The organism is Streptomyces sp. NPDC001450 (assembly GCF_053597295.1).
In genome coordinates, this window is sequence record NZ_JBSFHY010000058.1 from 1 (window position 1) to 24,987 (window position 24,987).

The 24,987-nt window shown below is 70.4% G+C and carries 23 protein-coding genes; all 23 read right to left on the bottom strand.

What is annotated here, in order from left to right:
- Positions 1–190 precede the first annotated feature (190 nt).
- Positions 191–919 (bottom strand): prepilin peptidase, encoded by a 729-nt coding sequence (locus ACWC5O_RS40705; protein ID WP_450591376.1) that lies wholly within the window; start codon positions 917–919, stop codon positions 191–193.
- 297 nt (positions 920–1,216) lie between these two features.
- Positions 1,217–4,558 carry a LysM peptidoglycan-binding domain-containing protein gene (locus ACWC5O_RS40710; RefSeq protein ID WP_450591377.1) on the bottom strand — a complete coding sequence of 1,114 codons (3,342 nt, stop codon included), beginning with the start codon at positions 4,556–4,558 and terminating at the stop codon, positions 1,217–1,219.
- 5 nt (positions 4,559–4,563) lie between these two features.
- Entirely contained in the window at positions 4,564–5,010 is a 447-nt protein-coding gene (locus tag ACWC5O_RS40715) for a pilus assembly protein TadG-related protein (RefSeq protein ID WP_450591378.1), read from the bottom strand.
- Positions 5,007–5,453, bottom strand: a complete 447-nt coding sequence (locus ACWC5O_RS40720; protein ID WP_450591380.1) for a TadE/TadG family type IV pilus assembly protein — start codon at positions 5,451–5,453, stop codon at positions 5,007–5,009. The genes ACWC5O_RS40715 and ACWC5O_RS40720 overlap by 4 nt, the downstream gene beginning before the upstream one ends.
- Positions 5,450–5,860 carry a TadE family protein gene (locus ACWC5O_RS40725; protein WP_450591381.1) on the bottom strand — a complete coding sequence of 137 codons (411 nt, stop codon included), beginning with the start codon at positions 5,858–5,860 and terminating at the stop codon, positions 5,450–5,452. Before ACWC5O_RS40725 ends, ACWC5O_RS40720 begins: the two co-directional genes overlap by 4 nt.
- Before the next feature lie 11 nt (positions 5,861–5,871).
- Complete coding sequence (locus ACWC5O_RS40730) at positions 5,872–6,108, bottom strand: hypothetical protein (RefSeq protein WP_450591382.1); 237 nt, start codon at positions 6,106–6,108, stop codon at positions 5,872–5,874.
- Between the two features lie 51 nt (positions 6,109–6,159).
- Positions 6,160–7,032 carry a type II secretion system F family protein gene (locus ACWC5O_RS40735; protein WP_450591383.1) on the bottom strand — a complete coding sequence of 291 codons (873 nt, stop codon included), beginning with the start codon at positions 7,030–7,032 and terminating at the stop codon, positions 6,160–6,162.
- Entirely contained in the window at positions 7,032–8,714 is a 1,683-nt protein-coding gene (iscB, locus tag ACWC5O_RS40740) for an RNA-guided endonuclease IscB (protein ID WP_450591384.1), read from the bottom strand. Before iscB ends, ACWC5O_RS40735 begins: the two co-directional genes overlap by 1 nt.
- 90 nt (positions 8,715–8,804) lie before the next feature.
- Positions 8,805–9,722, bottom strand: coding sequence for a type II secretion system F family protein (locus ACWC5O_RS40745; protein ID WP_450591385.1), 918 nt, complete (start codon positions 9,720–9,722; stop codon positions 8,805–8,807).
- Complete coding sequence (locus tag ACWC5O_RS40750) at positions 9,719–11,200, bottom strand: CpaF family protein (RefSeq protein ID WP_450591386.1); 1,482 nt, start codon at positions 11,198–11,200, stop codon at positions 9,719–9,721. The genes ACWC5O_RS40745 and ACWC5O_RS40750 overlap by 4 nt, the downstream gene beginning before the upstream one ends.
- On the bottom strand, positions 11,190–12,032 hold the full coding sequence (locus ACWC5O_RS40755) for a hypothetical protein (protein WP_450591387.1): 843 nt from the start codon (positions 12,030–12,032) through the stop codon (positions 11,190–11,192). The genes ACWC5O_RS40750 and ACWC5O_RS40755 overlap by 11 nt, the downstream gene beginning before the upstream one ends.
- On the bottom strand, positions 12,032–12,628 hold the full coding sequence (locus ACWC5O_RS40760; RefSeq protein ID WP_450591389.1) for an SAF domain-containing protein: 597 nt from the start codon (positions 12,626–12,628) through the stop codon (positions 12,032–12,034). Before ACWC5O_RS40760 ends, ACWC5O_RS40755 begins: the two co-directional genes overlap by 1 nt.
- 149 nt (positions 12,629–12,777) lie before the next feature.
- Positions 12,778–13,677 carry an ATP/GTP-binding protein gene (locus ACWC5O_RS40765; RefSeq protein WP_450591390.1) on the bottom strand — a complete coding sequence of 300 codons (900 nt, stop codon included), beginning with the start codon at positions 13,675–13,677 and terminating at the stop codon, positions 12,778–12,780.
- The gene (locus ACWC5O_RS40770; protein WP_450591392.1) at positions 13,635–14,225 is read right to left on the bottom strand and encodes a hypothetical protein; all 591 of its coding nucleotides are present in this window, start codon (positions 14,223–14,225) and stop codon (positions 13,635–13,637) included. The genes ACWC5O_RS40765 and ACWC5O_RS40770 overlap by 43 nt, the downstream gene beginning before the upstream one ends.
- A 230-nt stretch (positions 14,226–14,455) precedes the next feature.
- Positions 14,456–14,734: a hypothetical protein gene (locus ACWC5O_RS40775; protein ID WP_450591394.1), complete on the bottom strand. Its 279-nt coding sequence runs from the start codon at positions 14,732–14,734 to the stop codon at positions 14,456–14,458.
- Between the two features lie 347 nt (positions 14,735–15,081).
- On the bottom strand, positions 15,082–16,092 hold the full coding sequence (locus ACWC5O_RS40780) for a C40 family peptidase (RefSeq protein WP_450591395.1): 1,011 nt from the start codon (positions 16,090–16,092) through the stop codon (positions 15,082–15,084).
- Between the two features lie 98 nt (positions 16,093–16,190).
- Positions 16,191–18,545 carry a hypothetical protein gene (locus tag ACWC5O_RS40785; protein WP_450591396.1) on the bottom strand — a complete coding sequence of 785 codons (2,355 nt, stop codon included), beginning with the start codon at positions 18,543–18,545 and terminating at the stop codon, positions 16,191–16,193.
- On the bottom strand, positions 18,542–19,030 hold the full coding sequence (locus ACWC5O_RS40790) for a hypothetical protein (protein ID WP_450591397.1): 489 nt from the start codon (positions 19,028–19,030) through the stop codon (positions 18,542–18,544). Before ACWC5O_RS40790 ends, ACWC5O_RS40785 begins: the two co-directional genes overlap by 4 nt.
- 201 nt (positions 19,031–19,231) lie before the next feature.
- Entirely contained in the window at positions 19,232–21,859 is a 2,628-nt protein-coding gene (locus ACWC5O_RS40795) for an ATP-binding protein (protein WP_450591399.1), read from the bottom strand.
- A complete protein-coding gene (locus tag ACWC5O_RS40800; protein WP_450591400.1) occupies positions 21,856–22,467 on the bottom strand; it encodes a hypothetical protein in 612 nt (203 codons plus the stop codon). Before ACWC5O_RS40800 ends, ACWC5O_RS40795 begins: the two co-directional genes overlap by 4 nt.
- Entirely contained in the window at positions 22,464–22,754 is a 291-nt protein-coding gene (locus tag ACWC5O_RS40805) for a hypothetical protein (protein WP_450591401.1), read from the bottom strand. The genes ACWC5O_RS40800 and ACWC5O_RS40805 overlap by 4 nt, the downstream gene beginning before the upstream one ends.
- Positions 22,751–23,080 (bottom strand): hypothetical protein, encoded by a 330-nt coding sequence (locus ACWC5O_RS40810; RefSeq protein WP_450591402.1) that lies wholly within the window; start codon positions 23,078–23,080, stop codon positions 22,751–22,753. Before ACWC5O_RS40810 ends, ACWC5O_RS40805 begins: the two co-directional genes overlap by 4 nt.
- A complete protein-coding gene (locus tag ACWC5O_RS40815; protein ID WP_450591403.1) occupies positions 23,077–24,183 on the bottom strand; it encodes a conjugal transfer protein in 1,107 nt (368 codons plus the stop codon). The genes ACWC5O_RS40810 and ACWC5O_RS40815 overlap by 4 nt, the downstream gene beginning before the upstream one ends.
- Between the last annotated feature and the right edge of the window lie 804 nt (positions 24,184–24,987).

The window sequence follows — 24,987 nt, forward strand, 5'->3', positions numbered from 1 at the left end:
GGGTGCCTCCCGTTCTCGTGAACACCGCCCCAGGACTGATCCGGCCGCCTCCCGAGACGGTGAACAACCGCTGTCGCAACTCGTGCACATAGCCACTCATGGCCCTGATCTGCGCGGGGTCCATGATCTGCTCGCGCTGCTCGCTATGTTCGGAACGCCGAAGGATCAAGCTGAGGCTTCTGCCACGTTCTCAATGGGCGCCTAGGAGCATCCCGATGAGGGCTCCGCCAAGGAGGAACGGAGCGAAGGGGATGCTGGTCGTGCGTCCGGCGCGGCGGGCGAGGATGAGGCCGACACCGTAAAACGCGCCGAGCAAGAACCCAGCGAAGGTGCCGGCGAGGACGATGGCCCAGCCGTACCAGCCCAGGACGGCGCCCAGGCAAAGGGCGAGCTTCACGTCGCCGAAGCCGACGCCTTTGGGGCTGATCAGGAACAGGATGAAGTAGCCGGCTGCGAGGACGAGGGAACCGAGCAGAGCGGTCGTCCAGCGGCCCTTGGCGCCGGGCAGCAGCGTGGTCACGGCGAGCAGCATGAGCGTGGCCGTGGCGAGCGGCAGCGTCAGCACGTCCGGCAGACGGTGTACCGCGAGGTCGACGGCCGCGAGCAGGACGCCGACGGGGGCGAGTAGCAGCCAGACGCCGAGTTCGGGCCGAACACCGGCGGCACCGGCGAGGGTGGCGCAGGCAAGTGCGGTGATCGCGGCAACGAGCGCGGTGTTCGGGCCGTACTGGCATCCGTCGGCGCACCGGGCTCGCCCGACCCATCCCCGTCCCAGGCCGGTGATCGGGTGCCCGGCCGGACACGCTGTCCGCCACGACTCGTCCGGAGCGACGGAGAACCGGTACGCCGCTCTGGAGATGAGCAGGCCTGTACCGCCGCCCCACAGGGCAGCGGCCACGATGATCAGCAACTGTTCCACCGAGCGGACCCTAGTACCCCCGTCATCACCCGCGTCCGCCGTCCTCTCCCCGGGGCCCGGCGGGGGCCGTCACAGGTGTCTGTCCCTCCCCCGCCGGGACTGCTCAGTGTGGCTGCCAACCTTCGCGCCGGGGATGCGCGCCAGCACGGCGGTGAACCGGACTGCGTGCAGCGCCAGGGTCGCGTGCGGGCCGACCGAGTCGTCCTCCTGTCGCAGGACGGTCGAGGCGCACGGCGAGGCCGAGCAGCTCGTCGTGCGCCTCGTCGTAGTGCGCGGTTACTTGCGGCGCGTTGCAGGTCAGCTGGCGCTGCGGCTCATGATCGAGTCGAAGAGGCGTTCCGTTTCGGGCTCCATGCTGACGTCGAGGCGCTTGTTGATGCTGAGGAGTGTGTTGTAGGCGCTGTTGACTCCGTCGCGGTTACCGGCCTGGTCTTCGATCAGCATCCAGTCCTGGTAGAGGAGTTCGGCGCTGTCGTCGATGTCGAGGCCGATACGGACGGCGCGGCGGGCGGCGTCGAGGTCGGGCCGGGAGGCGCTGCGGTGCCAGGTGGCCAGGGTGTGCGCGACGTCAGTGATGCGGACGAGCATCTCCTGGATGCGGGCGGCCGCCCACATGGGTTCGGTGTCGGCGAAGGGGCGTCCGCGGACCATGGCGAGGGCCGCTTCCAAGTCGGTGATGCCAGCGGCGGGGCCTTTGGCGAGGCCGCGCTCGGCGCGCTGCTGAAAGGTGGTCCAGTCGCAGCGGACCTTGGGCGACAGGCGGTAGCTGCCGCTGCGGTCGCGCGGGAGATAGAGGGTGCCGTCGGCGTCGTTGCCGAGGCGGTTGCGCAGCTCGCTGATGCGGGCCTGGAGGGTGTTCTTCGTCCAGGGCTTGCGCGGGTCCATGGCCTCGCGTGCGGTGTCGCTGCTGATTGCGGGTTTGAAGTACAGCAGGGCGGCGAGCAGGGCGAGTTTGAAGCCGTGGCCGGAGGCCTCGATGCCGGTGACGGTGACCGGTCCGAGGACCTGGATCTCAGGTGCGTGTAGGTCGACCGGTTCGGCGGGTTCCTCGTCAGCGGCAGCCGTGGAGGGCTCCGCTGGGGCCGTTGCGGTGGTGTCCGGGGCGTCGTCGCCGTCGGTGCGCTGTGGGGGCACGGGGGTCAGGACGCGGACCAAGTCGTTGTTCGGGTGCGCCGCGGCGGCTCCGGCCAGCGCCGCGAAGGGTGTGTCGGGTACGGCGGCCGGCCCGGCGAAGGCGGCTGCGGGCGTGCTCGTCTCGGCGGGCTTGTCCAGCGAGACGGGCGGCACGAGGGTCCACGGGCCCTCGGCGGGGCGCGCCGGTTCCTGCGCGGTGTGAAGCACGCCGAGGAACTCGCGGTACTCCTCTTCGGTCAGGGACTGCACGATGACGTCGCTGTCCAGGACGTCGAGGTGCTGAGGTGTGTCGGTGCCGACGGTCAGGCGTACGGCGTCGGGGAACGCGTCGCCGGCGTCCTTAGCCGGGAGCACCAGGGCGACGGGAAGGTCGTGGGCCGTGGCGAGCGCGCCGGCGAGCTGCCGGGTGTCGGCTTCAGCAGCGTCGGCGGAGCAGATCAGCAGCCAGGGCAGTGGGGTCAGGTCCTCGTCGGCGTCGTCGCGCTGGTGGTATTCGAGCAGGAGCTCGCCGAGGTCGCTCTGGGCGGCGCGCAGGTGCGGGACGACACGCAGGCGGCCTTGGGGCAGCAGGGCGGGCAGCTCGTCGCCCAGGCCGACGGTGAGGATCTCCGCGTGGTCGCTCCAGGTGCTGGTGGCGGCCTCGAGGGCGATGACGCGGGCGGTGTCGCGTACGGCGTCGTCGTCTCCGTCGAGCATCAGGACGCGCGCGGACGGCAGGTTGAGCAGCAGGTGGTTGCCGTCGAGGTCGGTGCCGAGGGTGACCAGCCCGGGGTAGGGGGCCGGCAGGCTGCGGATTGTCTCGTCGTCGGTGAAGTCGCTGGCGGTGAGTGTCCAGCGCCCGGCGCCGGCTGCGGTGAAGGGGGCGAGGGGTTCGCCGGCGGTGTCGGTGTCGAGGAGGAGTTCGACGGTGCGGGAGGTGACGCGGGCACCGCGGACGGCGGGCAGGGGGCGTCCCTCCTGCTCGGCTTCCTTGCCCAGGGATCGCAGGGCCCGGTCGAGCAGGTCGACGCTGGCCGGTTCGGCGCTGGCCTGAAGCGTCTTCTCAACGCTGGTGGGTTCGTCGGCGATGGTGATCGTCTCCCCGGGGCGCCGACGGCGGCGCTGCAGCATCCGCTTGACGCTGACGGTGACGAGCAGGCAGCCCGCCAGCAGCATCCCGATCCCGGCCCCTTCCCGTACGCCGATGCCCGAGGTGTCGCTGTCCTCGTCGGCCGGTTCGGCGGTGTGCGAGGCTTGGCTGGTCTTCGACGGCGCCGGGGAGGAGGCGGTCGGAGCCGGCTCCTGTTGCTGGGCTGAGGCCGACGGCGCGGAGGCCGAGGGGGATGCTGAAGGGGCCGTGGGCTTGGCCGTGTGCTCGGTAGAGGCCGAAGGGGCAGGTGCTGCCGGGGCGGTGGCGTCCTGGTCCTGCTCGGGCTTGGCGGTGTGCGGGGCGGGGGTGGCCGGTTCTTCGTCGTGGTCGGCGTGGCCGGAGGCGTGCTCGTCGTCCTGGCCGCCGCTGCTGGACGGCGGCTTGGAGCCGTTGTGGTCCGGGTGTGCGGGCGCTGGGGCGGTCGCGTGTGGGATGTCGAGTTTCAGGCCCGGGCGGATCTCGTCCGGGTCGGTGAGGGTGGTGCCGCCGGGCTGCGGGGCGCCGCGGTTCTCCTCGAAGATCTTCATGTACTTGGTGCCGTCGCCCAGCTGGTCCTCGGCGATGTTCCACAGGTTGTCGCCGGTGTGCACGGTGTACGACGTCGTGCTGGCGGCGTCGGCCGGCTTTGTGTGGTCGGTCTGCGTGGCAAGGCCGGTGGTCGGTTCGTCGGGCAGCTGCAGGATCCATCCCGGCTGGATCGGGGCGGTCGCGTGGAAGACGCTGCCGTCGACCATGGTGCGGCCTTCGTTCGCGTCGGCGATCTTCGTGTAGAGCTCGCCGTGGCCGTAGAGCTTTTCGGCGATGCTCCACAGGCTCTCGGCCGGGCGGGTGTTGCGCACGGTGTAGGTCTGCTGGGTCTGCGTGCGGCTGGTGGTCTGCTCGGCCGGGGCTGTCTGCTGCGTCGGCGTGTGGTCGGTGACCTGCGTGGTCGGGCCGGGATGGTGGTCGGCCGAGGCGGTGACGGTGGCGGAGGCGGGAGCGGCGGAGGCGAGGGTGCCAGTGGTGAACAGCAGCATGATGCCGCCGACGAGGGTGGCTGCGGCACGCTGGCTGACGCCCAGGCCGGGCAGGCGCGGGGCGCTGCGGCCGCGCAGTTGCGCGGGGATTTCCAGCAGGAGGGACAGCACGAAGCTGGCCCAGCTGATCCACCCGACGACGCAGAGGGCCAGCATGAACGCGGCGCCGGTGTCGGGGCGGGTGAGCAGGTGGGCGAAGGCATCGCTGCCCGAGTCCCAGATCGCCGTGGTGGCCTGCCACAGCAGCCAGGGCAGGCCGGCCAGCACGGCGCACAGGACGATCACGGATGCCAGGGCGCGCAGCAGGCGCAGCGGCCGGCGCCCGGCGGGCGCGGTGGGGCGGGATCGGGTCTTGGGCATCCGATTCAGTCCTTCTCGGGTTGGGTGATCCCGTGCAGCAGCGAGGCGGAGCTGGTGGCGTGGACGGTCCACGTTTTGGGGGCGAACTTGCCGGTGTAGGTGTCGGTGACGGTCACCGTGATCCGGTGGCCGTCACCGCTGACGGTCACGGTGCCGGTGACGCCGGCCTTGCTGAGGTAGGCGCGGGCGGCCGCGGCCGCGTCTTGGGGGTTGGCGACGATCGCCTTGCCGGTGATGGCCTGGGTCGGGTCGATGGCCTGGGCGGCGGCGCGGGCGGCTTCGGTGGCGACGGCGTCGGCGCGTTCGTGGGCGCGGGTGACGCCGAAGGCGTCGACGGCGAACAGGCCGCCGAGGAACAGCAGCGGGACGGCGATGATGGCGATGAAGACGGAGACGCCTCCGCGGTCGTCGTTCCAGGTCCACCGTGAGGGGCGGCGCTGTGTGCGGGTCATCCGCGCTCCCGGTAGGCGTCAACGATCGAGGTGAAGGAACTGGTCACGGTGCGGACGCCGGGGCCGCCGCCGAGGAAGAACAAGTCGCCGAGGGGGACGGTGCACGAGACGGTCACGGTGACCTGGGAGACCTGTCCGACCGGTGCGGCAAGTCCGCTGGTGTTCGCCCGCACGCTGGTGGTGGAGCAGCCCTGTTGCTGCGAGGTGAGGGAGTCCTCGGCCGCCTGACGGGCGGCGGCCTGGCCGGCGCCCGGGGTGCGTTCCAGCGAGGCAGCGCGGGCCGCGGCCTGGGCGGCGGCATCGGTCTTCTGTCCGGCGATGGACAACCGTGCGCCGGCGATGAACACCAGGGCGAGGGCCAGCAGCAGGGGCACCACGATGACCGCTTCGATCGCGACGTCGCCGCGGTCTTTGTCGCGGCCGGTGAGGAACTGGCGCATCATCCGCCTCCCTGTGCCGTGGTCCACCGCTCGATGGGCCCGGACACGGTGGCGCTGACGGTCCATCCGCCCACGCCGGGCACCAGGGAGATGGCCTGTCCCTGGACCCGGATACGAATGCGCTCCTGAGTGCTGCCGGCGGTGGAAACCTGAGGCTCGGTGAGGATGTTGCCGCCCAGCGAAGCCGCCGCGTCCTGCGCCTTGGCAGCCCCGTCCGCCGGTCCGGCCTCGTACATCCGGCCAGCCGAAACGCCTTCCCGGGCGGCGGTGTAGGCGACGTTGCGGGCGTAGGCCCACAGGAAGCCCTGCACCGCGGCCAGCGTCAGCAGGATGACGAAGGGGAAGATGATGGCCACCTGGATCGGGGAGGAGCCCCGGTCGCGTTCGTGGAGCGACAGCACTCTGTTCATGGTCGTGTGCGTCAGCCGAGGTCGATGCTGCCCAGCTTGCCATTGGCCTTGGCGTAGAGGGCGGCCAGGCCTCCGGCGATGAGCAGGGCGCCCACGATCATGGCGACGATGATGATGACGGTGGAGACCGGGCTGTCGCCGCGGTCGCCGCGGGCCTTGATCTCTTCCTGGGCCTGGTCGAGGCGGGTACGGAGCGCTGAGGCCTGCCGGGCCACGGCGATCTGTGCCTTCAGCAGCGGCTTGTCCACGAGAGGTCCCCTTGTTCTTTCTGGTCGCACCGGTGGGTGGGTGCGTGATGGTCAGATGGAAAAGACGTTCAGCACGGCGGGGAACGCGACGGCGATCATGACGATCACGGCGAGCAGCGCTGCCGGAACGTGCAACTTCTCGCTGTCGGCGTTGGCCCGGGCAGCTTCCGCCGTGAGCAGTTCGTTGGTCAGGGCCTTGGCCCGGTTGCGGAGTGTGTCGTAGACGCTGGCGCCGTCGTCGGAGGACAGGCGCATGATGTCGGCAACGTCGTTCAGCACGGTCAGGTTGAGCTGGGTGCCGAGGTCGTCCAGGGCCTGCCACGGTGAGGACTTCTCCGTGCGCGCACGCAGCAGGGCTTCTTGGATACGCAGGAAGGCCCAGCCGCGGCCGATGCGTGCGGCGTCCTCCAGAGCCTGGTCGGCCGCGACGTTGGAGGCCATGCGCGTGGCGACCAGGTCCATCCAGGCAGCGGCCGCATAGGCGAACTCGGTGCGGGCCTTTTCGGCTTCGCTGGCCACGCCCCAGTCGGGCACGAACCACAGCAACGCGGCAAGCAGTACGCCGACGCCGGCGGGGATGAGCAGCGAGACCGACAGGCCCATCAGGGTCCAGCCCACCACCAGGACGACCGGCGCGAGCAGGCCGAGCAGGGCGAGGGCGACCTTGTTGACCAGGAACTGCTCGGGCGTCTGGCCCAGCAGGTCCAGGTCGGTGCGCGGTAGCGTGCCAGGCATCCGCTCCGCCCAGCGGCCGGCCCAGGCGGTAGAGGGGTTGGCGCGGCGGGCCCGGTCGCCGGGGCGGGTGGCGGGCGGGTCGAGGCGGCGCAGGGTGGGGCCGAGCTTGGGCGCGGAGGGCACCAGCTCGCGCACCAGCAGCGCCACGCCGGCCCCGACGAGGACGCCGCAGACAACCAGGGCGGTCATCAGGCTTCCTCCGTGGATAGCCCCGCCGTCAGGCGGGGGAGGAAACGGAGCCCCAGCGGGGCAGGGCAGGGATAGCCGGATCGCCTCCCAGGCGATCCGGCGTCCGGCCGCGTCTTCCTGCACGTCACCGGCGCTGGGGTCCTTTCGGTCGTGGTGGTGTAGGCGTAGCCGTCAGCTCGCTGGAGGATCCGTACGTACTTGTGCCGGATGCCCTGGACGGTGCCGGTGGCGGTGGCGATGTTGAAGCTGCCGCTGGCCCGGATAGCCACGCGCCCGGTGTGCGTTCCGGCCTTCTTCCCCGAGGGGACTACGGCTCGGACAAAGTCGCCGGTCTGGAATCCGTGGAATGTCTTTTGCCGGGGCAGGCGCAGTCTCGGGAGGCCGTGTTTGTCGGTGCGGGTCCGGCAGTGCGTGCCCCGCCCGGTACATCCGGCAACGAGGACTGTGGTGATGGTCTCCGTCACAACGACGAGCTTGCCCACGCACAGCGCGTCCAAGGTGTGGGTCTTTGGCAGGTGACTGCGGGTGCGGTTGTATTTCGTGCGCCCCCCAGAGCCGACATGGGTGGGGAGTCGCTGGTCGAGTTCCCACCACAGGACCCGGCGCACCGCTTGGACAGCGGCGGCGTCCTTGAGGGGCGTCTTGGCCTGCGCGAGGAGCTTGGCCAGGAGCTTCGGTTTCCCGGCGAGGAAGTCGTCCACCGGGCGGTTGGACTTGGCCTGGTTGCAGGGCACGCACGCCACGCACAGGTTGGACACGCGGTCCGTCCCGCCGCGTGAGCGGGGATGGATGTGGTCGATGTTCAGCGGCACGCCGGTCGCGCCGCAGTAAGCGCACGTGCGGCCCCACTTGGCAAGGAGGTACTCGCGCAGCTCGTAGCCGTGCAGGGTGCCCTGCTGATACTCAGTTCCTTCAAGGTTTTGGCCAGCAGACAGAGCATTCGTGTCGAAGGCGACTCGTTCCACGTGCGCGGCGCGGACCGGCGCCCAGCTGGAGATGCGGTCCACCCAGGACACGGTAGTGATCACACGGTGGCGGAGGGACGGGGGTAGCCAGCCGTCGGGGCGCCGGCGGTTGAGGAACCTCGGGGTCCGGTAGCGCAGGTTCCGGGACCGCCGTGCGCGCCGGTAGGCGGCGCGTTGTTCCAGCTTCTTCTTGATCTGCTGGCCGCGGTGGTCGAGTTGGACGGTGTACCGCCCCCGGCGTTCCCCGGCCTGGGCGGTGAACACGGCGAGACCGGTGTGCTTGCTGCCGGGGTCAATTCCTATCTCGACACCGTCCACCTCGCTGTTCTGCACAGTGCGGTCTTTGAGGCGGATGACGAACGGCGTGTGCCGATGGACAACAGCACGTCCGTTCCTGAGCAACTGGCGGGCCCGTGCCGGTGGGCAGGGCTGGAGCGGGTGGCCGTGCTTGTCAAGGACGAACACGTAGGGATGGGACTCACGTCCCTGCTCCCCGGCCTCGGAAGGCGCGGGGGTGACGCGTGCAGCGGCAGGTGAACCGCCGCACGTCTCCTCTCGACCGTGTCCCGTGCTCGGGTCCGCTGTGGTGGCGGCTTCGAGCCCCGTTTCGTCCCTGATCCCAAGGTTGTCTGCTGACTCGAATTCCAGAGCAAGCTGCTGAGGAAGCACAGCTTGGTGGATCTTCTGTCCTGCACGGAACGTAGCCAACTCGTTCACCTCCTTGATGTGTTGGCTGGTCTGGTAACACGCGGGCCTCAGCCCAACGGGCTGAATGCCCCCGCCTTCAGGCGAGGGATCCGGTTACGCTCATGCGGCCAACTCCTCGACGGTGGGCTCCGGTTGCTTGACCCGGCTGCGCGGGTCGGTGATCAGGAAGCGGGGCACCGGGTCGTGGCTGGCCAGGCGGCGGGTCCACCACAGCACGACGGCGAACGCGGCGCCCAGCAGGGCCAGGACCAGCTGGCCGAGCAGGGAGCTGTAGGGGGCGGTGTAGGGAACGAGGAATCCGCCCAGGACCAGGCAGAGGCTGATGATCGTCATCGTGCGCACGGCGCTGCGGGATTTGGCCCGGTCCGACTCGATCTTGCGGCGCTGGGCGACTTCTTCCCGGATCGAGGCGGAGACGTCCTCGAGGACCTGGGCCAGGCCCGGGCCCGGGTCGACCGCGCACAGCATCAGCCCGGCGCACACCTTGTCGGCGGTGACGTCATCGAGCCGGTCCGCGAAGTCCTTGAGCGCGTCCACCGGTAGCCAGCCGGCCTTCAGCTTGTCGGCGAGTTCGCTGACCTCGTCCTCGATCGCCGCGGGCGGGTTCTTCCGGCTGGTGATCAGCGCCTGCTCCAGGGCGAAGCCGAGGCGCAGGATCTCCGACAGGCGCTGGGTCCAGTCGGCGAGCGCCTCCAGCTTGGCGATCCGGCCCTTGACCGAGGCGGCCGGGGACAGCAGCCACGGCACCCCGATCACGGCCGCGCCGAGCAGGACCGCGGCCACGAACACTCCGCTGAACAGCCACACCAGGGCCGTGGTGACGGCCGCGGCGGCGGCGAACGTCCGGCGGCGGGCGATGCGTTGCTTCCCGTCCGGTCCGCCCGACCATTGCGCCTGCCAGCGGGCGAGGCGTCCCTGTCCCGGGGGCGCGGTGGTGCCGACGGTGGCCACCACGGCCGCGACCAGGCCGCCGGCCAGCAGCGCCCCGCAGAGCATCCACCACAGTGCCGTCGTCATGCGCCCACCCCCTGGTAGGCGGCGGCTTGGTCGAGCAAGTGGCTGGAGAAGCCGGCCAGTTCCAGGCGGCGCCGAGAGCGTGGTGAGAGGGGCGCCGCGGGGACCGCGCGCAGGTCCCACTCGTTGGCCGGGCGGCAGATCTCGTTGTAGGCGGGCCGGCCGTTCTCGCCGATGCCGGTGATCTCCCAGACGTGGCTGACCAGTCGGCGCGGGACGGGGCTGGACTCGTCGACCGACATGAAGACGATGAAGTGCAAGCCGTTGGCGATCTGCCGGTAGGCGAGCTGCTCGGAGAAGTTGCCGCGGGCCAGCAGGTACAGCTCGGCGATGCGGTCGAACACCACGTGCGGCTCGGAGGCGTGCATCGTGCACATGCTGCCGGGCCGGTCGCTGGTCAGGGCCTGCATCATCGCGGTGACCTCCGGGCCGCGGACCTCACCGACCACGACCCGCTTCAGCGACATGCGCTTCGCCCGGTACATCAGGTCGAGCAGGGTGATCTCACCGACCGCGCGGCCGTCGATTCGTTCGCCGTTGGACTCGCGCCCTTCCATCGGCACCACCTGGGTGTGGTAGCCGTTCTTGTGGGCCCACAGCTCGAACTCGGTCTCGATGGTGCCGAACCGCTCGTGCTGGGGGATCTCCTTCATCAGCGCGCGCAGCAGGGTGGTCTTCCCGCTCGACTGCTCGCCCACGACCATGACGTTGCGGCGGGCGCGGACGCACGCGCCCAGCAGGGATGCGATGGTGGCGTCCATGGTGCCCCGGTGGACGAGGTCCTGGAGGGTGGCGTCCTGCAGTCGGTGGCGGCGGATCGTCACGAACGTACGGTCGCCGGTGATCTCCGGGTGGAGGGCCTGCAGGCGCGAGCCGTCCGGCAGGCGCAGCGCCACGTCGGGGCTGGCCGTGGAGAACGTGCGGCCGCTCTGACCGCTGTTGCGGATCAGGTCGCGCACGAGGTCCTGGAGTTCTTCTTCGGACTCGGCTACCGGGTCGGCCGGGACGGGCTCGGTGTCGTCGCTGAACTTCAGGTGCACCTGGTCGTGGCCGTTGATCCAGATGTCCTCGACCCGGTCGTCGTCGAGGTAGCGCTGCAGACGGCCGGCCCGGAACAGCATGTCGAAGACCAGCGCGGCCATCTGGTGTTCGTCCGCCGCGGTGACCTCGCGGGAGACGCGGGCCGCATCTCCCCACACGGCGACCTGCTCATTGATCAGCGCGCGGCCGCGCTGCTCGCGGGCCGGCCCGACGAGGTTGGGGTTGGACTTGGCCTCGGCGAGCAGCTGGTTGTTGACGCGACGCTTGATCTCGCCGGCCGCCTGGGCGTCGATGTGCACGCGGGGTACGGCGCGGTCGTTGACCATCGCAGGGGATGCGGCCTGCCCGGCGGCGCGGCGCGGATCGTGCCCCGCTGCCGGCGTGGGTACGGCGGCGTACGGCTGGGGAACGGGCGCGGGGTAGATGTTCTCAGCGCGCACCGGTCACTCCCTTCATCAGCCTCTGGTGCAGCGGGGAGGCGAGCCGGGCCCGGCGCGAGGCCACGCGCTGCCTGATCGGCGTGGTCGCATCCCGTGCGGCGCTCATCAGCTTGCCGTTCAGGAAGCCGCGCCCCTCAGGCGCACCGTCGGAGAGCACCTCGGCCTCCTCCGGCCGGTACGGCAGGGTCGCTACGACGGGAGCGGCGAGCTCGTCCTCCACCTCGCGGGCGCCGTAGGGGCCCTGCTTGATCAGGAGGATGCCCAGGGAGCCCGATCCGCGGCCGTTCTCCCCGTCCAGCAGCGCCCGCAGCTGGCTGATGCGTGAGTGGGCGTTGTGCAGGCTGCGCACCGTGCCGCGCATGACCATCAGCACTGCATCCGCCCTGAGCGCCAGCACACCGGACGGGCCGAACGCGCCGCCGCGGCCGAGGTCGACCAGGACGTCGTGCCCGTGGTTGTCGATGCCGGCGAACAGGTCGGCGAGCTGGCTCCACACCGGGGTCAGGCTCGCCGCCTGGGACATCGCGGTCAGGCCGGGCAGCAGCAGCCGGTTGCGCTCCGAGCGGCGCTCGTCATTCTCCAGGGCGATCAGCTGCGGCCAGAACGCGGCGACCAATTCCTGCGTACGGGAGGAGACGGTCAGGTTCCGCAGGCCGCGGTCGGCCGCAACCCGGCCCTGCAGCGCTCCCGGCAGCACCGCGCCGCCGTCGGGGTCGCACTCGGCCAGCACCATGCGCCGGCCATCATCCAGCGGCCAGGCGCGCAGCAGCGCCAGCGCGGTGCTGGTCACCCCGGGCGCGCCCGGCAGCCCGACCAGAGTGATCACTGCCATCAGGAGCCTCCGGGAGCGTCCACCACGAGCGCGACGTCACCGGTTGCGGCCTGCGCGGCGAGCGCGGGACCGTCCTGTTCGGGCACGGCGACGTCGACCACCTGCTCGTTGGTGTTCTGCTGCCTCTCCCCCACCCGCACGACGCGTGCCTGAATCGACTTCGGGGAGGAGCTGTTCTTGTCGTTGCCGGTCGTGCTCTGGGATCCATCGGAGGGTGTGGAGACCACCAGCACCTTGTCACCGGGCGAGAGCCGGGTGGCCGGCATCTGCGTCTGCTTCAGCCCGATGCCCACCAGCCGCTCCCCCGGCTTGACCAGCGTGCGGGTGGTGACCTGTCCCTTGGACAGCAGGGCACCGGGCACCAGGGCCACCGCGGCGCGCTTGCCGACCACCTGGCCACGCTGCGAGGCAGGGATCGGCTTGAGCGCCGGGTCCAGCGACACCGACGCCTCGACCAGATCGGAATCCTTGATCACGTCGCCAGCCTGAACCTCGTGGGCAACGGCCAGGACCGGCGAGCGCTCTCCCGTCGCCTGGTAGGCGAGAAGACCGCCTCCGCCGCCCGCGGCGATCAGCGCGACCGCCAGGGCGTACATGCCCGGCCGTCGTCGGCGCGCCCGGAACCCGACCGCCGCGCTCGGCACCTGACTGGGCGTCGCCGCGGGCACCTGGCCTGCTGGGGTGGCCGGAGCCGCCGTGTTGCTCACGATGCTTGCCTTTCTGAAACAGACGTCATGTCAGCTGCTCAGCTGCCTACGGCCTGCAGCTCACCGACGACCACCTGGACCTGGGACTGGCGGACCTCGGTCAACTGTCCACCCGCGCCGCCCCCGGCGACCTCCCAGTCAATCGACCAGGTCGACGTGGCAGTCAGCTTGAACTTGCCGCCCGCATCAGCAGAGGTCTTGGAGTAGGTGTGGCCGCAGGTCGGCGACTCGGCCATGCCCTTGGACGCGGTGTAGGGCGTGCCCGGACCATTGCACGTGACCGTGGAACCGTCTCCCATGTTCCACACGATTTTCGTGACTTTGGCGGTGGCGGTGACAGTCACACCGCCAGCGGTCGCGCTCGCTTCGTTGGGTCCGTAAGTGGTGGGGCTCTGATGGACCCACATCCACAGAGGGATGCCGACGGTGTACTTTCCGGCTGCTCGCGGGCTAGCAATGTCAGGACCGACGAGCTTCATCTTGCCGACGGCCATCTGCGCCACCGCCTTAGGGTCAACGGCAGGTGGCTTTTGACCGTCCGCGACCCAGACCAGTTGCTCATCAGGCATAGTGCCGCCCTGTTTGCTGGTCAGAGTGCAGTGACGGATGTAGATGGCGCCCTTTTCATCTGCGCCGTGCCCGAGGCGGTACTCGCTGCCAGCCGGGGGCTGGGGTTCCATCTTCTTGTAAGTGCACACCGGTGGCTTGCTACTGCCCTTCCCGTTGCCGGAGGGCTCGGCATGATGCCCCGGTGAGGCGGTGTCATCGTCGGCCTTGCAGATGATCCACTGGCCTGCTCCGTCGCAGGAGCCGCCGTCGGAGGGATTCGCGAAGGCGGTCGCTGGCAGTACCAGAGTGGCGAGTAGCGCAGCTGGAAGGGCCAGGCCGACGGACTTCAGCAGGCGGTCTGCTGCTGATCGACGTTCAGTACCTTCCACTGCTTCCCCCACTTCTCCGCATCGATCTTCGTCACGTAACGAACAAGCCGGTCCTTCGGCATTTCCACCGGCTTGCCGGAGTCGCGGTACAGGAACTTCCAGGTGGACGTGTCCAGGCAGTCCGTGAGCTTCGCCTGGGGGACCTTCTCATTCGGCTTGAAGCTGGTGACCTCAACGTCATGCTTGGGCGCACCGGTTGTGACGATGCCCTTCGCCCGCAGGTCCTTGAGGTCATCCTCGGTCTTCGAGAGAGCAAGCGCCCCGCTGTACACGCTCAGTTGGGTGCCCTTCGCGTCACCCTTTGCGTACGCCTTGACCTGCTCTTCCCAGTAGCGCTTGTAGGCCTCCTTGACGGCATCCTCGGGGTCGGCAGTCGGAGACGTGGACGGTGATGCCGTCGGTGCTGGCGTCGAGGCTGCTGGTGTCTTGGCGTCGTCGCTGCTGTGACCGCATCCGGTCACGGTGGCGAGGGATCCCAACGCGATCGCGATGACGCCCAGCCGTACGTGCGAGGGTCGGCGACGGCGCAAGTGTGGTGCGGTGGTCAAGTCGTCCTCCCCGTATGGCCCTTGCGGGCCGAGTAGCCACTGTGTTCTTCTGCATGAATCAGCACGTTGGCGCCATCTGCCCCAATTGCGGCGATCACCCTCTGCTTCTACAGCGCACCTGTCACGGTACATAAACGCTGCGTCAAGAGCCCAGCCGGTTCCGGTAGTCCTTTGTCGCAACCCGATACACACAGGACCACAAATTCTCGCAGGTCGACGGATTGTGGTCATCACCGAATCGGGTGCCAGGCCGAGTTGTGTCGAATGAAGACGACCTGGGCCAGTCGTCCGTCCTCTTCATCGCCAGCGGGGTCAACTCCCGCCCACACGAGGCGGACTCGGGCGCGGTCGGGGCTGCTGCCGACGGTGCGAGCAATACCTGCCTGGATCCGTACATCGCGGTACGGGGCGCGCAGCGGCTCGTCGCCGAAGTAGTCCGGCCACTTCTCCCTGCCGATACCCGTGGCCTCAGCTCGCCAGATGCGTGAGGCGAGGTCGACGAGCTTCACCTCCTGAGCGTGCGGCAGGTCAGGGGGTGATGAGCGGTCCAGGAGCTCCTGGACCGCGTAGTCGCCAGCAGGCCCGTCGCCGGGAATGGGAACCGGACCGGGGTCTCCACTAACCCTCGCGGATGCCGACGTGGACGGGATGGCGGACACCGTGCGACTCGGCGCGGTGCGCAAGACCGTGGGGGACGCAGTGGGCGGAGCGGGCTGTGCCTGGATAACGCCGTGGTCGACGCGGCTGCCTCCGGGCGCGCCGGGCCGGAGCAGTGCGAAGCCGAGCACGAAGCACAGGGCGCCTCCCAGCAGAGGGAGGAGGACGGACGGCATGCGCCTTGTACGAGTGTTGGCGGTCACAGCAGTCGTGCACCCCCCGCGTACCCGTGATCCCAGACCGCTTCGGTCCGCACCTTGGTCCCTGGCCGGGCGGCGTTGACCATCTGACCGTCCCCCAGGTAAATCCCGACGTGATAGATGGTGCTGGGACTGGACGCGTCCACAGCGAAGAAGACCAGGTCACCCGGCTTCAGTGCGCCTACGCCCCGGCTGGCGGGTATGCGCTGGCCGACGTTGGCTTGCTGCGCGGCGGTGCGCGGCAGGTTGATGCGCACCTGGGCGTAGGCGTAGGTGGTCAGTCCGGAGCAGTCGTAGCCGGTGGTGTTCGTGCCGGACTTGCCGCTCGGGGAGCAGCAGGTGCCCTTGGTGGGACCTTTGGCGTTTCCACCGCCCCAGGAGTACGGGGTGCCGATCTCCGCGAGGGCGGCGTTGATGACGGTGCGGGCGTCGCCGGTGGCTTTGGAGCCGATGCGGATGGTGCCGTCGCCGAGCTGGCTGTAGCGGTCGATCCAGGACAGAACATCGGCGACGTATGCGTCGGAGTGGTTGTACTGAAGGATGGCGGCCTTGAGTTGGGATCGGTCGGTCAGGTCGCGGCCGTTCCCGCAGAGGTAGACGGCAGCCCCGAGGGCGGCGTCGTCGGCGTTGTGTGGGTTCTTCGTGCCGTCGCTGTTGCCGTCGCGTCCCGTGCTCTCCCAGGTCGATGGGAGGAATTGAAAGGGGCCGACGGCGCGTTCGGCTGTGGCGGTTCCGTCCCAGCGGCCGTTGTCTGTGTCGGGGAAGGCTGTCGTGTTGCCACCCGTGCCGGAGCCGTCGAGGACTGGTCCCAGGATGTGCGGCGTGATGTCGCCGTTGGGGGCGATCTTCCGTCCTGTGGCGTGATTGCTTTCGATCTTGGCGATGCCGGCCAGGATCGCCCAGGTCATGCCCTTGCATTTGGGTGCTTGGTCTGGCAGTTGGGCGGCCGCTGATTGGTAGGCGTCCAGCATCCGTGCCGGAATTCCGGAGACTTTGCCGACGGTCTCCATGTCGGGGGCGTCCTGTTCTCGGGCGGCGGCGAAGAGTACGAGGAACACAGGGGTGAGCAGCAGCAGGCCGAGGGCGAGGCCGGCGCAGCCGAGTTTCTTCACCGATCCGCCTCCGGGTCGCCATCCCAGGCGTGACCGTCCCAGGGGTCGGGCTCCCAGGGGTGGCGCCGAATCCAGACGTGGTCCGGTACGTGGCCGTCGTCGGTGGGCGGGCCACCGTAGTAGTGGGGGCGGCCGTTCTCGTCGAGCCAGGTCTGCTGCCAGTTACGCAGCCGGTTGGCTCGTTGGATGGGTTCGGTGACGGCTTCGTAGCTGCGGCGGACTGGGGTGGTGAGGTCGCGTGCGCCGTCGCGGGTGTCGGCTGTCCACTGGTCTGCGACGTGCCGGTAGTGGTTGTTCTGGCGGCCGAGTTCCCGATGGAGTTCGCCGGTGATCTCGCTCGCGCCGCGGCGCACGCGGGTCCACGTGGCGGGCAGCCCCACCGTGGAGTGGTAGGCGAGCTTGCCGCTGCGGACCAGGACACGGCCGGCCCGGGTGCGGCGCAGGCCCGCTTCAAGTCGGGCACCCACGGGGATGACGCCGTCGGCGCTGTTGTCGATGATGCGGCCGGTCTTCCCGTCGATGAGCGTGGGCAGGGGTTGTCCGTCCGGGCCCACGGGAGTGAGCTGCTGCTTCGGACGCCTGGGGCCGATCAGGGCGGCGTGAGCGGTGCGCATGCCCAGGGCGAGGGGGGCGAGCGCTCGGCGGCCCTCGGCGAGGCCCTCGGCGAGGAAGGCTCCGGGATGTCCGGGCAGGCCGGTGGAGTCGCTCAGGGCACGCAGACCCGAGACCAGGCCGGCGTGGCGGTTCAGGAAGGAGGCGTGGGCGCCGGAGCCGCCGATTCCCGCCTGCCCTCCGTAGGTGACGGAGGAGAGGGCTGCGGCGGTGGCAGCGGCTTGAGGGTCCATGGTGGTGCTGCCGCCGATGCGGGCGTAGCGCATGCGCTCGGCGATGCGGTGCCCGAGGCTGTGTCCCTTGCGGAGCATGATGCGGTGCATGACCAGGGCAGTGATGGCGAGGCCGATGAGACTGAGAAGCCGTTCCATCAAGGGCGTCTCGTTGTTCGCCAGGAGAACCCTGGCGGCGATGCCGAAGGCGGGGATGAAGACGGAGACGCCGAACAGGATGACCGCGGCGGAGGCGTAGTAGCCCACCCACCGCCACAGCACGCCTCGGTTCGGGCCGGGCAGCATGGCCCAGGCGAAGACGAAGACTGCGCAGACGGCAGCGATCACACAACCGAACTGGGCGGCGAACAGGGCCATGACCATGGCCATGATGACGATGGCGATGACGAGGACGGCGACCAGGACCAGCAGCGCGCCGATGGTGCGCTCCCAGGTGACCTTCTTCATGGTCGACGCTGCGAGTTTGCCCTCGTCCCCCAGCTTCTCGAACTTCCCTTCGGCTGCCTTGACGCCGTGATCGCGCTGGCAATACTCCTTGAGGGGGCCGACGATGTACTTGCAGGGGCCGTCTTCGGGCTTGGGAGGGTCGACGATTTCCTTGTGGACCTTGTAGAGGGGGCTGTCCTTCTCGATCGTCTGGCCGTACTCCAGCAGCATGTAGGGCTGCACGACCAGGGTGTCGGTGAGCGTGCGGGTGATCGGCTTGGACACTTCGGCGGCGTTGAGAGCGGGCTCGCCGCTGACGCAGGCGTCGTGGGCCGGCCCGGCAATCAGGTCACAGTTCTTCTCGCGTTGCCTGGCCCGCTCCTTGGCCTCCCTGGCCTCTGTGTCCTTGGCCGCGTCGAGGCAGGCCTTTCGGGCGGGGCCCGCGATCAGACTGCAGGAGCCGTCGTTGTCGCTGTCACTGCTGCCAGCGTTGGCGGTGATCGTGGCCGCTTCCAGCGCGGCACGCTGGACCTGCTGAATGGGCCCGTTGTAGCCGAGCAGCATGGCGGGGCGTACGACGCTGGTCGCGGCGAGCGCGCCGATGAGGAGGGTGAGCGTGATCTCGCCGATGCCGCGGGCTACTCGTCCGCGCATGATCAGGACCAGTCCGAAGACGAAGGCCCAGGACAGGAACAGCCCGGCCAGTCCGAGCGGGCCGATGATCTTGACCTGGTAGGTGTCGGACAGCTGCTGGGCGGGGCCGTTGAGTTTGTTCAGAACGGGGAATTTGTAGGCCCAGTTGATCAGCCAGCAGCTGAAGCCGACGGTGGTGCGGCTGAGGGCGAAGATCCCGGACAGGCAGAACTTCAGCACGGTGTCGATCGGGCCGTCCTCGTCGGCGGTCAGCTCGTAGCGGTCGATCGGCAAGCCCTCAGGGGTGTTGACGTTCAGCGGGTCGAGCAGACCACCCGAGGAGCTGTCTGCGGCGAAGGAGGGAGTGCTGCTGATCGCCGTCAGCAGCACGGTCAGGGCGACGACGGTTCCCGTCGCCCGCCAGCAGGTGCGGGTTGTCGGTTTCACGCCTGCCTCCGGTGCAGGCTCAGCAGGAACACGATGCCGATGACGACGGGAATCAGGAGCAGGAGTCCGGTCGGGCTGATGCCGTGATGTGCGAGGTCCGCCGGGTGGGACGGGTCGGTCTTCTGGCAGTAGGCACGCGCGGGCCCAGCGATCAGATCGCAGGCGTTGTGCTGCGCTGTCGTGCCGCGCGGGGTGAAGGCGTGCCCGGTGTGGGGCCACCAGGCGTCGGGGACGCCGTGGGCGAGCAGCAGCGCGGTCACGATGCCGGCCACGGCCAGGAGGACGAGCGCCAGGACGAGGGCGGCACGGCCGCTGCGGCGGCGCGCGAAGGCGTCGTTCGCGGCCCGCTCCGGCCCGCCCGTGGCGGTCGCGTCGACAGCGTGCGCGGCCTGGTGCGGGACTGTGATCGTGACGGTCTGATGGTGGGGACCGGAGTCGATCGCCCAGGCGCCGGGAGAGCATTGGGGCAGGAGGCGGGCGGACATGGAGGCTCCTCGGAAGTGGAGGGGTGGGTTGGTGATCCCAGGGTTCGCCGCGGCGCTTACCGCCCCGCTTGCCACCAGGGGCGCCGGGGCGTCACAGGGCCATAACTCCCGGCCAGGCCAGGCGTGGTAAGTGCGGCCGGCGCGGTTGGTAAGCGCCTCAGGGGCGGGCCGGGCGGCGGTCGGCCGGGGTCGGCCGCCGGTTCACCGGGCAGGTCCGGCAAGGGCGGAGGGACCGGGGGTGTCCTGGGCGGGTGCGGTGTCGTCGGGGGTGGTGAAGATCTCGGCCATCAGCCGGTCGACGGCGGGCACGAGGGCCTTGAAGCGGCCTATCTGCATGCGCGGGTCGCGGGCGAGGAATTCGCCGGCCCGCTCGGCCTGGCCGAACGGCGACAGGTCGGTGGTGACCATGCGCAGCAGGGCCTCGTCGTCGCCGGGCAGGCCGAGCCATTCCAGGCCGCGCGCGGCCAGGACGGGATCGGCGGTGCGGGAAAGGAACCGGTAGGCGAGCAGGCCGCGCGCGGTCGACGTGCCGAGTTCGAGGACGTCGTGGCAGCCCAGGCCCACTCCCGCGCCGTGCTTGCGGCCGTCGAAGACGATCTCGTCGACCAGGGCCTGGCCCTCGGCGGAGGAGGTGAGCCAGTACGCCTCGTCCAGGGGGATCAGGCAGAACCTCGAGTCGGCGAAGGCCACTTCGCGGGCGATCGCCGCGATCAGGTACAGCACGGCCCGGCCGATGAGGGCCTCCAGTGGCTGGGTGCGCATCAGCTCCGGCTTGGTGACCGCTTCCCTGGGCGGCAGGCTCAGTCCGCTGGTGGTGATCACCACGAAGTCGCTGTTGACGTCGGAGACGAGGTCGAGTGGCGGCAGTTCGGGGTCGAAGACGGCGGCGGCGAGCGGTTCGTCGGATGCGACCTGCAGCCACTCGACGAGGGAGGCGGCGCGCTCGGCGCGGGGCCCCTCGCCCTCGGCCATCTCCTCCAGTGCGACAAGCACTTGGGCCATGCAGGGGAAGGAGTGGTTCGCGGCCTGCTTGACGGCCTTCTTCAGGAGGGCGCCGTGCTCGGTCATCGGTCCCACGCCGAGCTGCACGGTCAGGTAGCTCAGGGCGTAGCGGGCGCCGACGGCCGGGTCGTCGAACACGCGCAGCGGGTCGATGGACAGTTCGGCTTTCGCGGCGTCGACGACCTGACAACGGCCGGCGGCGGCCGCGGAGGCGAAGCGGGCCCATTCCCGGCGCTTGGTGCGGTCGATGGCGATGACGCGGCCGCCGCGGTCGACGACGGAGGAGGAGATCATTTTGAGCAGGACGCTCTTGCCGCCGCCGAGGTCGCCGGCGATTCCGAACGACGCCGAGGCGTTGTGGACGGGGGCGTTGGCGATGTCGAGCAGGGTGGGGGTGACGGTGCCGACGTCCTGGGAGAACCCGATCATGGCGCCCGTGGGGTCGCCGAAGGCGTGCCCGGTCAGGGCGGCGTGCATGGCCCAGTCCTCGCCCAGCTCGTATTGGGTGTACTGGCGGGTGGCTGCGGGGCTGGTGGTGGCCGGCAGGGTGAGGGTGAACAGCTCCTCCTGGCCGCCGCGTGGCCGCTGCAGCCGGAAGTTGGAGCCGCGCAGACGGGCGTGCAGGCGTCCGGCGCGCTCGTCGCATTCGGCGGCGGTGGTGCCCCAGACGGTCAACACGGTGACGGACTGGACCTCGGCCTCGACGCTGTTGCGCCCAGCCCGCGCCCCGAGGTCGCCGAGGTCCTCGGCGGCGTCGTGCATGTCCTCGGGCAGCCCGGTCTCGCGCTGCGCCGCGTACTGGTCGGCTTGGTCGACCAGATCCCGCTTCTTCTTGCGGACCTCCTCCGCGACCTTCTCGGTCGGCACGAGCTTCATGTCGACCACCCAGTCGACGGGGAAGGGGAAGCGGTCCAGCCAGGCGAAGAAGTCCCCGCTGTGGGCGGTGAACTTGCGCGGTATCTCCGCCAGCGCCAGGTGGGCCTGGTAGGAGCAGCCGGCCTCGGACTCCACCTGCAGCCACCGCCGCCCTGTCATGCTGCTGTGGCCCTTGCCACGGCTGCAGCCGGCGGGCTTCTTCGACACCCTGCGGCCGGCCGCGGTCTCCGGCTCGTCGTCGAAGCCGCCTTCCAGTAGCCGCACTTCGCCGAGGTCGGCGTGCGAGGGCGCCCGCAGGGCACCGCTGACCAGGCGGCTGCCCCGCATCGCGGAGCGCTCGGCCTCGGCCAGCAGCGGCTCCTCCAGGCCGCGCGCGACGGCGTGCTGGTGCATCCACACGATCTCCGCGGGGCGGGCCGGGATCAGTCCGAGGCCGCCGCCGAGCTCGGCGGCCATCTGGCGGGCGCGCTGCTGGACGTCGGCGACCTCGTCGGCCGACACGGGCGCTGGGGGAAGGCCCAGCATGCTGGCGAGCTCCGCCCATGCCGTGGCGAAGGCCGCGGACAGCTCCGCGCGGGCGCTGGGCTTCTCCAGCGGCACGGCCAGCCACAGGGTGCGCCGGTGCATCTCCACCGGCGTGGCAAGGTCCTCCCCCGCCAGCAGCCGCAGCTGGGCGTCGGCGACCTCGGCCCAGTGCGGGTGCCGGCGGTAGTCGACTCCCTCGACGGTGCGGGCGATGACCTCGCCGGGGTCGACGCGGGCGCACAGCCCGTACAGGCGGGCGCCGCCGGGCAGGGAGCGCACCAGGGAGGTGACGCGGTACTGCAGTTCCTCGCGGGCCCGCTCGTCCATGTACCTCGAGCCCTGCGGGGTCAGCGACCAGATCGCCCACACCGTGCCGGAGGTGGACCACACCAGGTTGTCGACGATGTGACGGATGGCCAGCTTCACCGTCCGACCTCCTGTCGGGCACGCAGCATCTGCTGCAGGGGCGTGGGAGCCGGCCGGACGGCCGGGCTCGAGGGGCGTGGAGCCGCCGTGCGGCGCCGACCGGAGCGGCGCCGTACGGGCCGGACCGAGGCAGCTGCCGAGGGGCGCGGGCCACGGGTGCGGGTGCGGGTCTTCGCGGCCGCGGTCGCCTGCGCTCCGGGAGTATCGAGGCCCGGGTCGGGCGTGGTGTCCTCGATGAGGAGGGTGCCGTGCAGGACGCGGGTGCGTCGCTCGCGGGCGGGGCGGCCGCCGATGCGGCCGTTCTTGGGCTGCAGGACGTACTGCACCCACCCGTAGGCGATCCACAGCGGGGAGCGGCCGCCGATGCGGGTGGCGCGGGCCATCCACACCGCGACGCCGAGACCGACGACGGGTGCCGGCCCCAGGAACGACCACCAGGCAAAGGTCTTGATCAGCACGAAGATTCCGACAGCGGCGATGACCAGCTGGGTGGGGGTGTAGGGTCCGAGCGGCAGCACCCAGTCGCCCACCTTGCCCAGAACCCAAGGGTGGCGGCGGGCGCGGGTGTAGCTGCGGCCGACGCGAGGCGCCGCGGCAGTGGAACTCATGCGTCAGCCTCCGCGCGCTGGGCGATCTCCTCGGGCAGCAGCCACGCCTCGCCCCATGGGCTCGGCTCCGGCACGGTACGGCCGTGGGCGATGTCGCGCAGCCGCTCGCGGCGGCGCTCCTGGACGTAGCCGCGGCACTGCCTCGCGTCGTGGTCGCTGGTGGGCCAGCCGGACGCGGTCGCGCACCAGCCGCAGTGCGGGGTGCGGGTCAGCCGCCGGTGCACGGCGAGGGCAAGCAGGGTGGCGACGGCGCCGAGCAGGGCGCCAAGGGCCAATAGGGAACTCATGCGCGCTCACCAGCCGCCGATGTCCGCTGGGCGGGTGTGCCGGGGCCGGGGACCAGAGGTGCGTGCACGGCTGGAGCGCCCTTGACGTGGGTCACCTCGTCTGTGACCGCGTCGGAGATGTCGGTGCGGGCGCCGTAGATGCCGTTGGCGATGACCAGGCCGATCAGGGTACCGATGCCAGCCTTGATCGAGAGCTTCTTGATCACCGTGCCGACGACGATGGTCAGCAGAGCGAGCTTGAGCGACTTCTCGGCCCAGCCGTTGCCCACTGTGAGGAGGTGGTTGCCGATGTCGTCGAGCTCGGCCGCGAGGATCAGATGCGTCATCGGGTGACCTCCCAATCGGTGACACGGGCGCCCGCGTGCGCGTTGGTGCCGCGCAGTACGACGGGCTGCGGCGTGGTAGTCGACAGTGCGGTCGCACTGGCGCGGGTGCCGCTGGTCTTGGTGCCACCGGCGGTTTCCAGACCGGACTGCAAGGCGACGACCTCCCACCGCCCGTCGCGGGCCTTGAGCTCCAAGGCGTAGGCCAGCGGCCACTGCCCGCCGTCGGTGTCCTTAGCGGTGATCTGTGCCTGCACCCGCACGGTGGTGCCGTCCTCGCCGACCGTGCCGTCTGTACGACCGGCGGCCTGCAACCCGTCGACCGACACGGCGGTGAACGCTGCGGACGACAGCGCGGGCAGCGTGGTGCCCGGGGCCAGGTAGCGCTCGGCGCCTTCCTCGGCTCCCAGGTAGGCGCTCAGGAACTCCCCCACGGTGGACGCCAGAGCCGACCCGGCTGGCACCTGCGTGCCATACGGGTCGTCCGGCTCGTCCAGCACGGTGGGACCGGCCACCTCGGCCGGGGCGTCGGTGACGGCGAAGGCCTGCTTCGAGCCGGGCGCGCTGCCCACGTCCGTGGCGACGAGGGGCAGCGCGAAGTACCGCACGATGCCCTGCTCGGCGGTCCCCGCGGCGGAGTCCTTGAACTCGACAGCGACGGTCACCGACCATGCGCCGTCCGCCTGCTTGGCAGTGCGCACCGCGGCCAGGCGCTCGACGGCTGGGGCATGCTCGCCCCACGTCGGGGGCTGCACGGACGGCGCCAAGGCGCGCAGCTGCCGCGCGGCTGCGGAGTCCTCGCCGACTCCGCTGCGCAGCCACAGGCTGAGGACCAGCTCCGCGTACCCGGCCGGGTCGGCTGCGGCCTCGCTGCGATCGGCGGCCCGGGTCACCGGCGCGGGCTGGGCGTGCACCGGCGGGTCGTCGTGCGCGCAGCTGGCGATCAGCGCGAGCGGGCCGGCGGCCACGGCGGCCCAGACCGCCGCGCGCACCAGCCGGGTGCGGCGTACGGGCAGCGTCCGTGTGCGGCGCACCGTCGGGCTCGTGGCGGCCGGCTCGCGGCGCGACCGGCCGCTTCGGTCGCGAGGTGGGAGGGAGGCGGGCATGGACTGCTCCTCACAGTGCAGAGGGGTTGGTCTGTGCCCACACCTTTCGTCCCGGCTCTTACCGTCCCGCTTGCCACCAGGGACCCAGTGGCGTCACAGGGTCATAACTTCCGTGCTGACCAGTCGTGGTAAGTGGCCTCTGACCTCGTGGTAAGCGGCGTGGTAAGTGGGTTGCGGCCGTGGTAAGTGAGCCTTGCTTCACTCACCACCGCAGGTCGGCGGGCGGTTCAGGGCTCTCGGGCGGGTTGTGTTCGCTGACGGCCGCCTGCCGCCAGCCGTCATCTCCTGCAGGCCGTCGACGCGACCAATGACGCGGTCGACAGGGGGCGCACGAGATTCCACACTTTCAACGCCACGCTGAGGGACGTTGCCGACGGGGTCGGTCACGCGGCAGGCAGGGGCGCACGAGATTCCACACCTTCGACACGGCGCCGACCGCTGGGAGCGACCACGGCTGGGGTGGCCGGGCGCCGTTGGAATCGGCGGCGGAGAAGCCCAACGTGACGCCCACGCACATCCGGCGGCATTCCAGCCCGGGCCAGGCTGTCCGTTCCAACAACCCTGCGGCCTGTGCTGCTCGGGGCACTGCACCGGCATTCCACAGGACCCGCGCCGCCGACTGCGCAGCCGCTGGCCTGCCCGGTCTGCGCGCCGCGAACTGGTGCCTACACCGGGCACCTTCCTGTCGCCCTCCCGCTGGAAAAGTTGGAAAATTGCAGGTCAGCGAGTTTTCCAAGAGGAGTGCCGGGGTCAGGGTGCACCGTCACGTCCACGCGCGTGCCACGGCTGTGGCAGGATCGTCGA

Excerpts from the sequence above, each read along its gene's own strand:
- ACWC5O_RS40710 (WP_450591377.1), bottom strand. The coding sequence starts at position 4,558 with ATGCCCAAGACCCGATCCCGCCCCACCGCGCCCGCCGGGCGCCGGCCG.
- ACWC5O_RS40715 (WP_450591378.1), bottom strand. The coding sequence starts at position 5,010 with ATGACCCGCACACAGCGCCGCCCCTCACGGTGGACCTGGAACGACGAC.
- ACWC5O_RS40720 (WP_450591380.1), bottom strand. The coding sequence starts at position 5,453 with ATGATGCGCCAGTTCCTCACCGGCCGCGACAAAGACCGCGGCGACGTC.
- ACWC5O_RS40725 (WP_450591381.1), bottom strand. The coding sequence starts at position 5,860 with ATGAACAGAGTGCTGTCGCTCCACGAACGCGACCGGGGCTCCTCCCCG.
- ACWC5O_RS40735 (WP_450591383.1), bottom strand. The coding sequence starts at position 7,032 with ATGACCGCCCTGGTTGTCTGCGGCGTCCTCGTCGGGGCCGGCGTGGCG.
- ACWC5O_RS40745 (WP_450591385.1), bottom strand. The coding sequence starts at position 9,722 with ATGACGACGGCACTGTGGTGGATGCTCTGCGGGGCGCTGCTGGCCGGC.
- ACWC5O_RS40755 (WP_450591387.1), bottom strand. The coding sequence starts at position 12,032 with ATGGCAGTGATCACTCTGGTCGGGCTGCCGGGCGCGCCCGGGGTGACC.
- ACWC5O_RS40760 (WP_450591389.1), bottom strand. The coding sequence starts at position 12,628 with ATGTACGCCCTGGCGGTCGCGCTGATCGCCGCGGGCGGCGGAGGCGGT.
- ACWC5O_RS40780 (WP_450591395.1), bottom strand. The coding sequence starts at position 16,092 with ATGGAGACCGTCGGCAAAGTCTCCGGAATTCCGGCACGGATGCTGGAC.
- ACWC5O_RS40790 (WP_450591397.1), bottom strand. The coding sequence starts at position 19,030 with ATGTCCGCCCGCCTCCTGCCCCAATGCTCTCCCGGCGCCTGGGCGATC.
- ACWC5O_RS40800 (WP_450591400.1), bottom strand. The coding sequence starts at position 22,467 with ATGAGTTCCACTGCCGCGGCGCCTCGCGTCGGCCGCAGCTACACCCGC.
- ACWC5O_RS40805 (WP_450591401.1), bottom strand. The coding sequence starts at position 22,754 with ATGAGTTCCCTATTGGCCCTTGGCGCCCTGCTCGGCGCCGTCGCCACC.
- ACWC5O_RS40810 (WP_450591402.1), bottom strand. The coding sequence starts at position 23,080 with ATGACGCATCTGATCCTCGCGGCCGAGCTCGACGACATCGGCAACCAC.
- ACWC5O_RS40815 (WP_450591403.1), bottom strand. The coding sequence starts at position 24,183 with ATGCCCGCCTCCCTCCCACCTCGCGACCGAAGCGGCCGGTCGCGCCGC.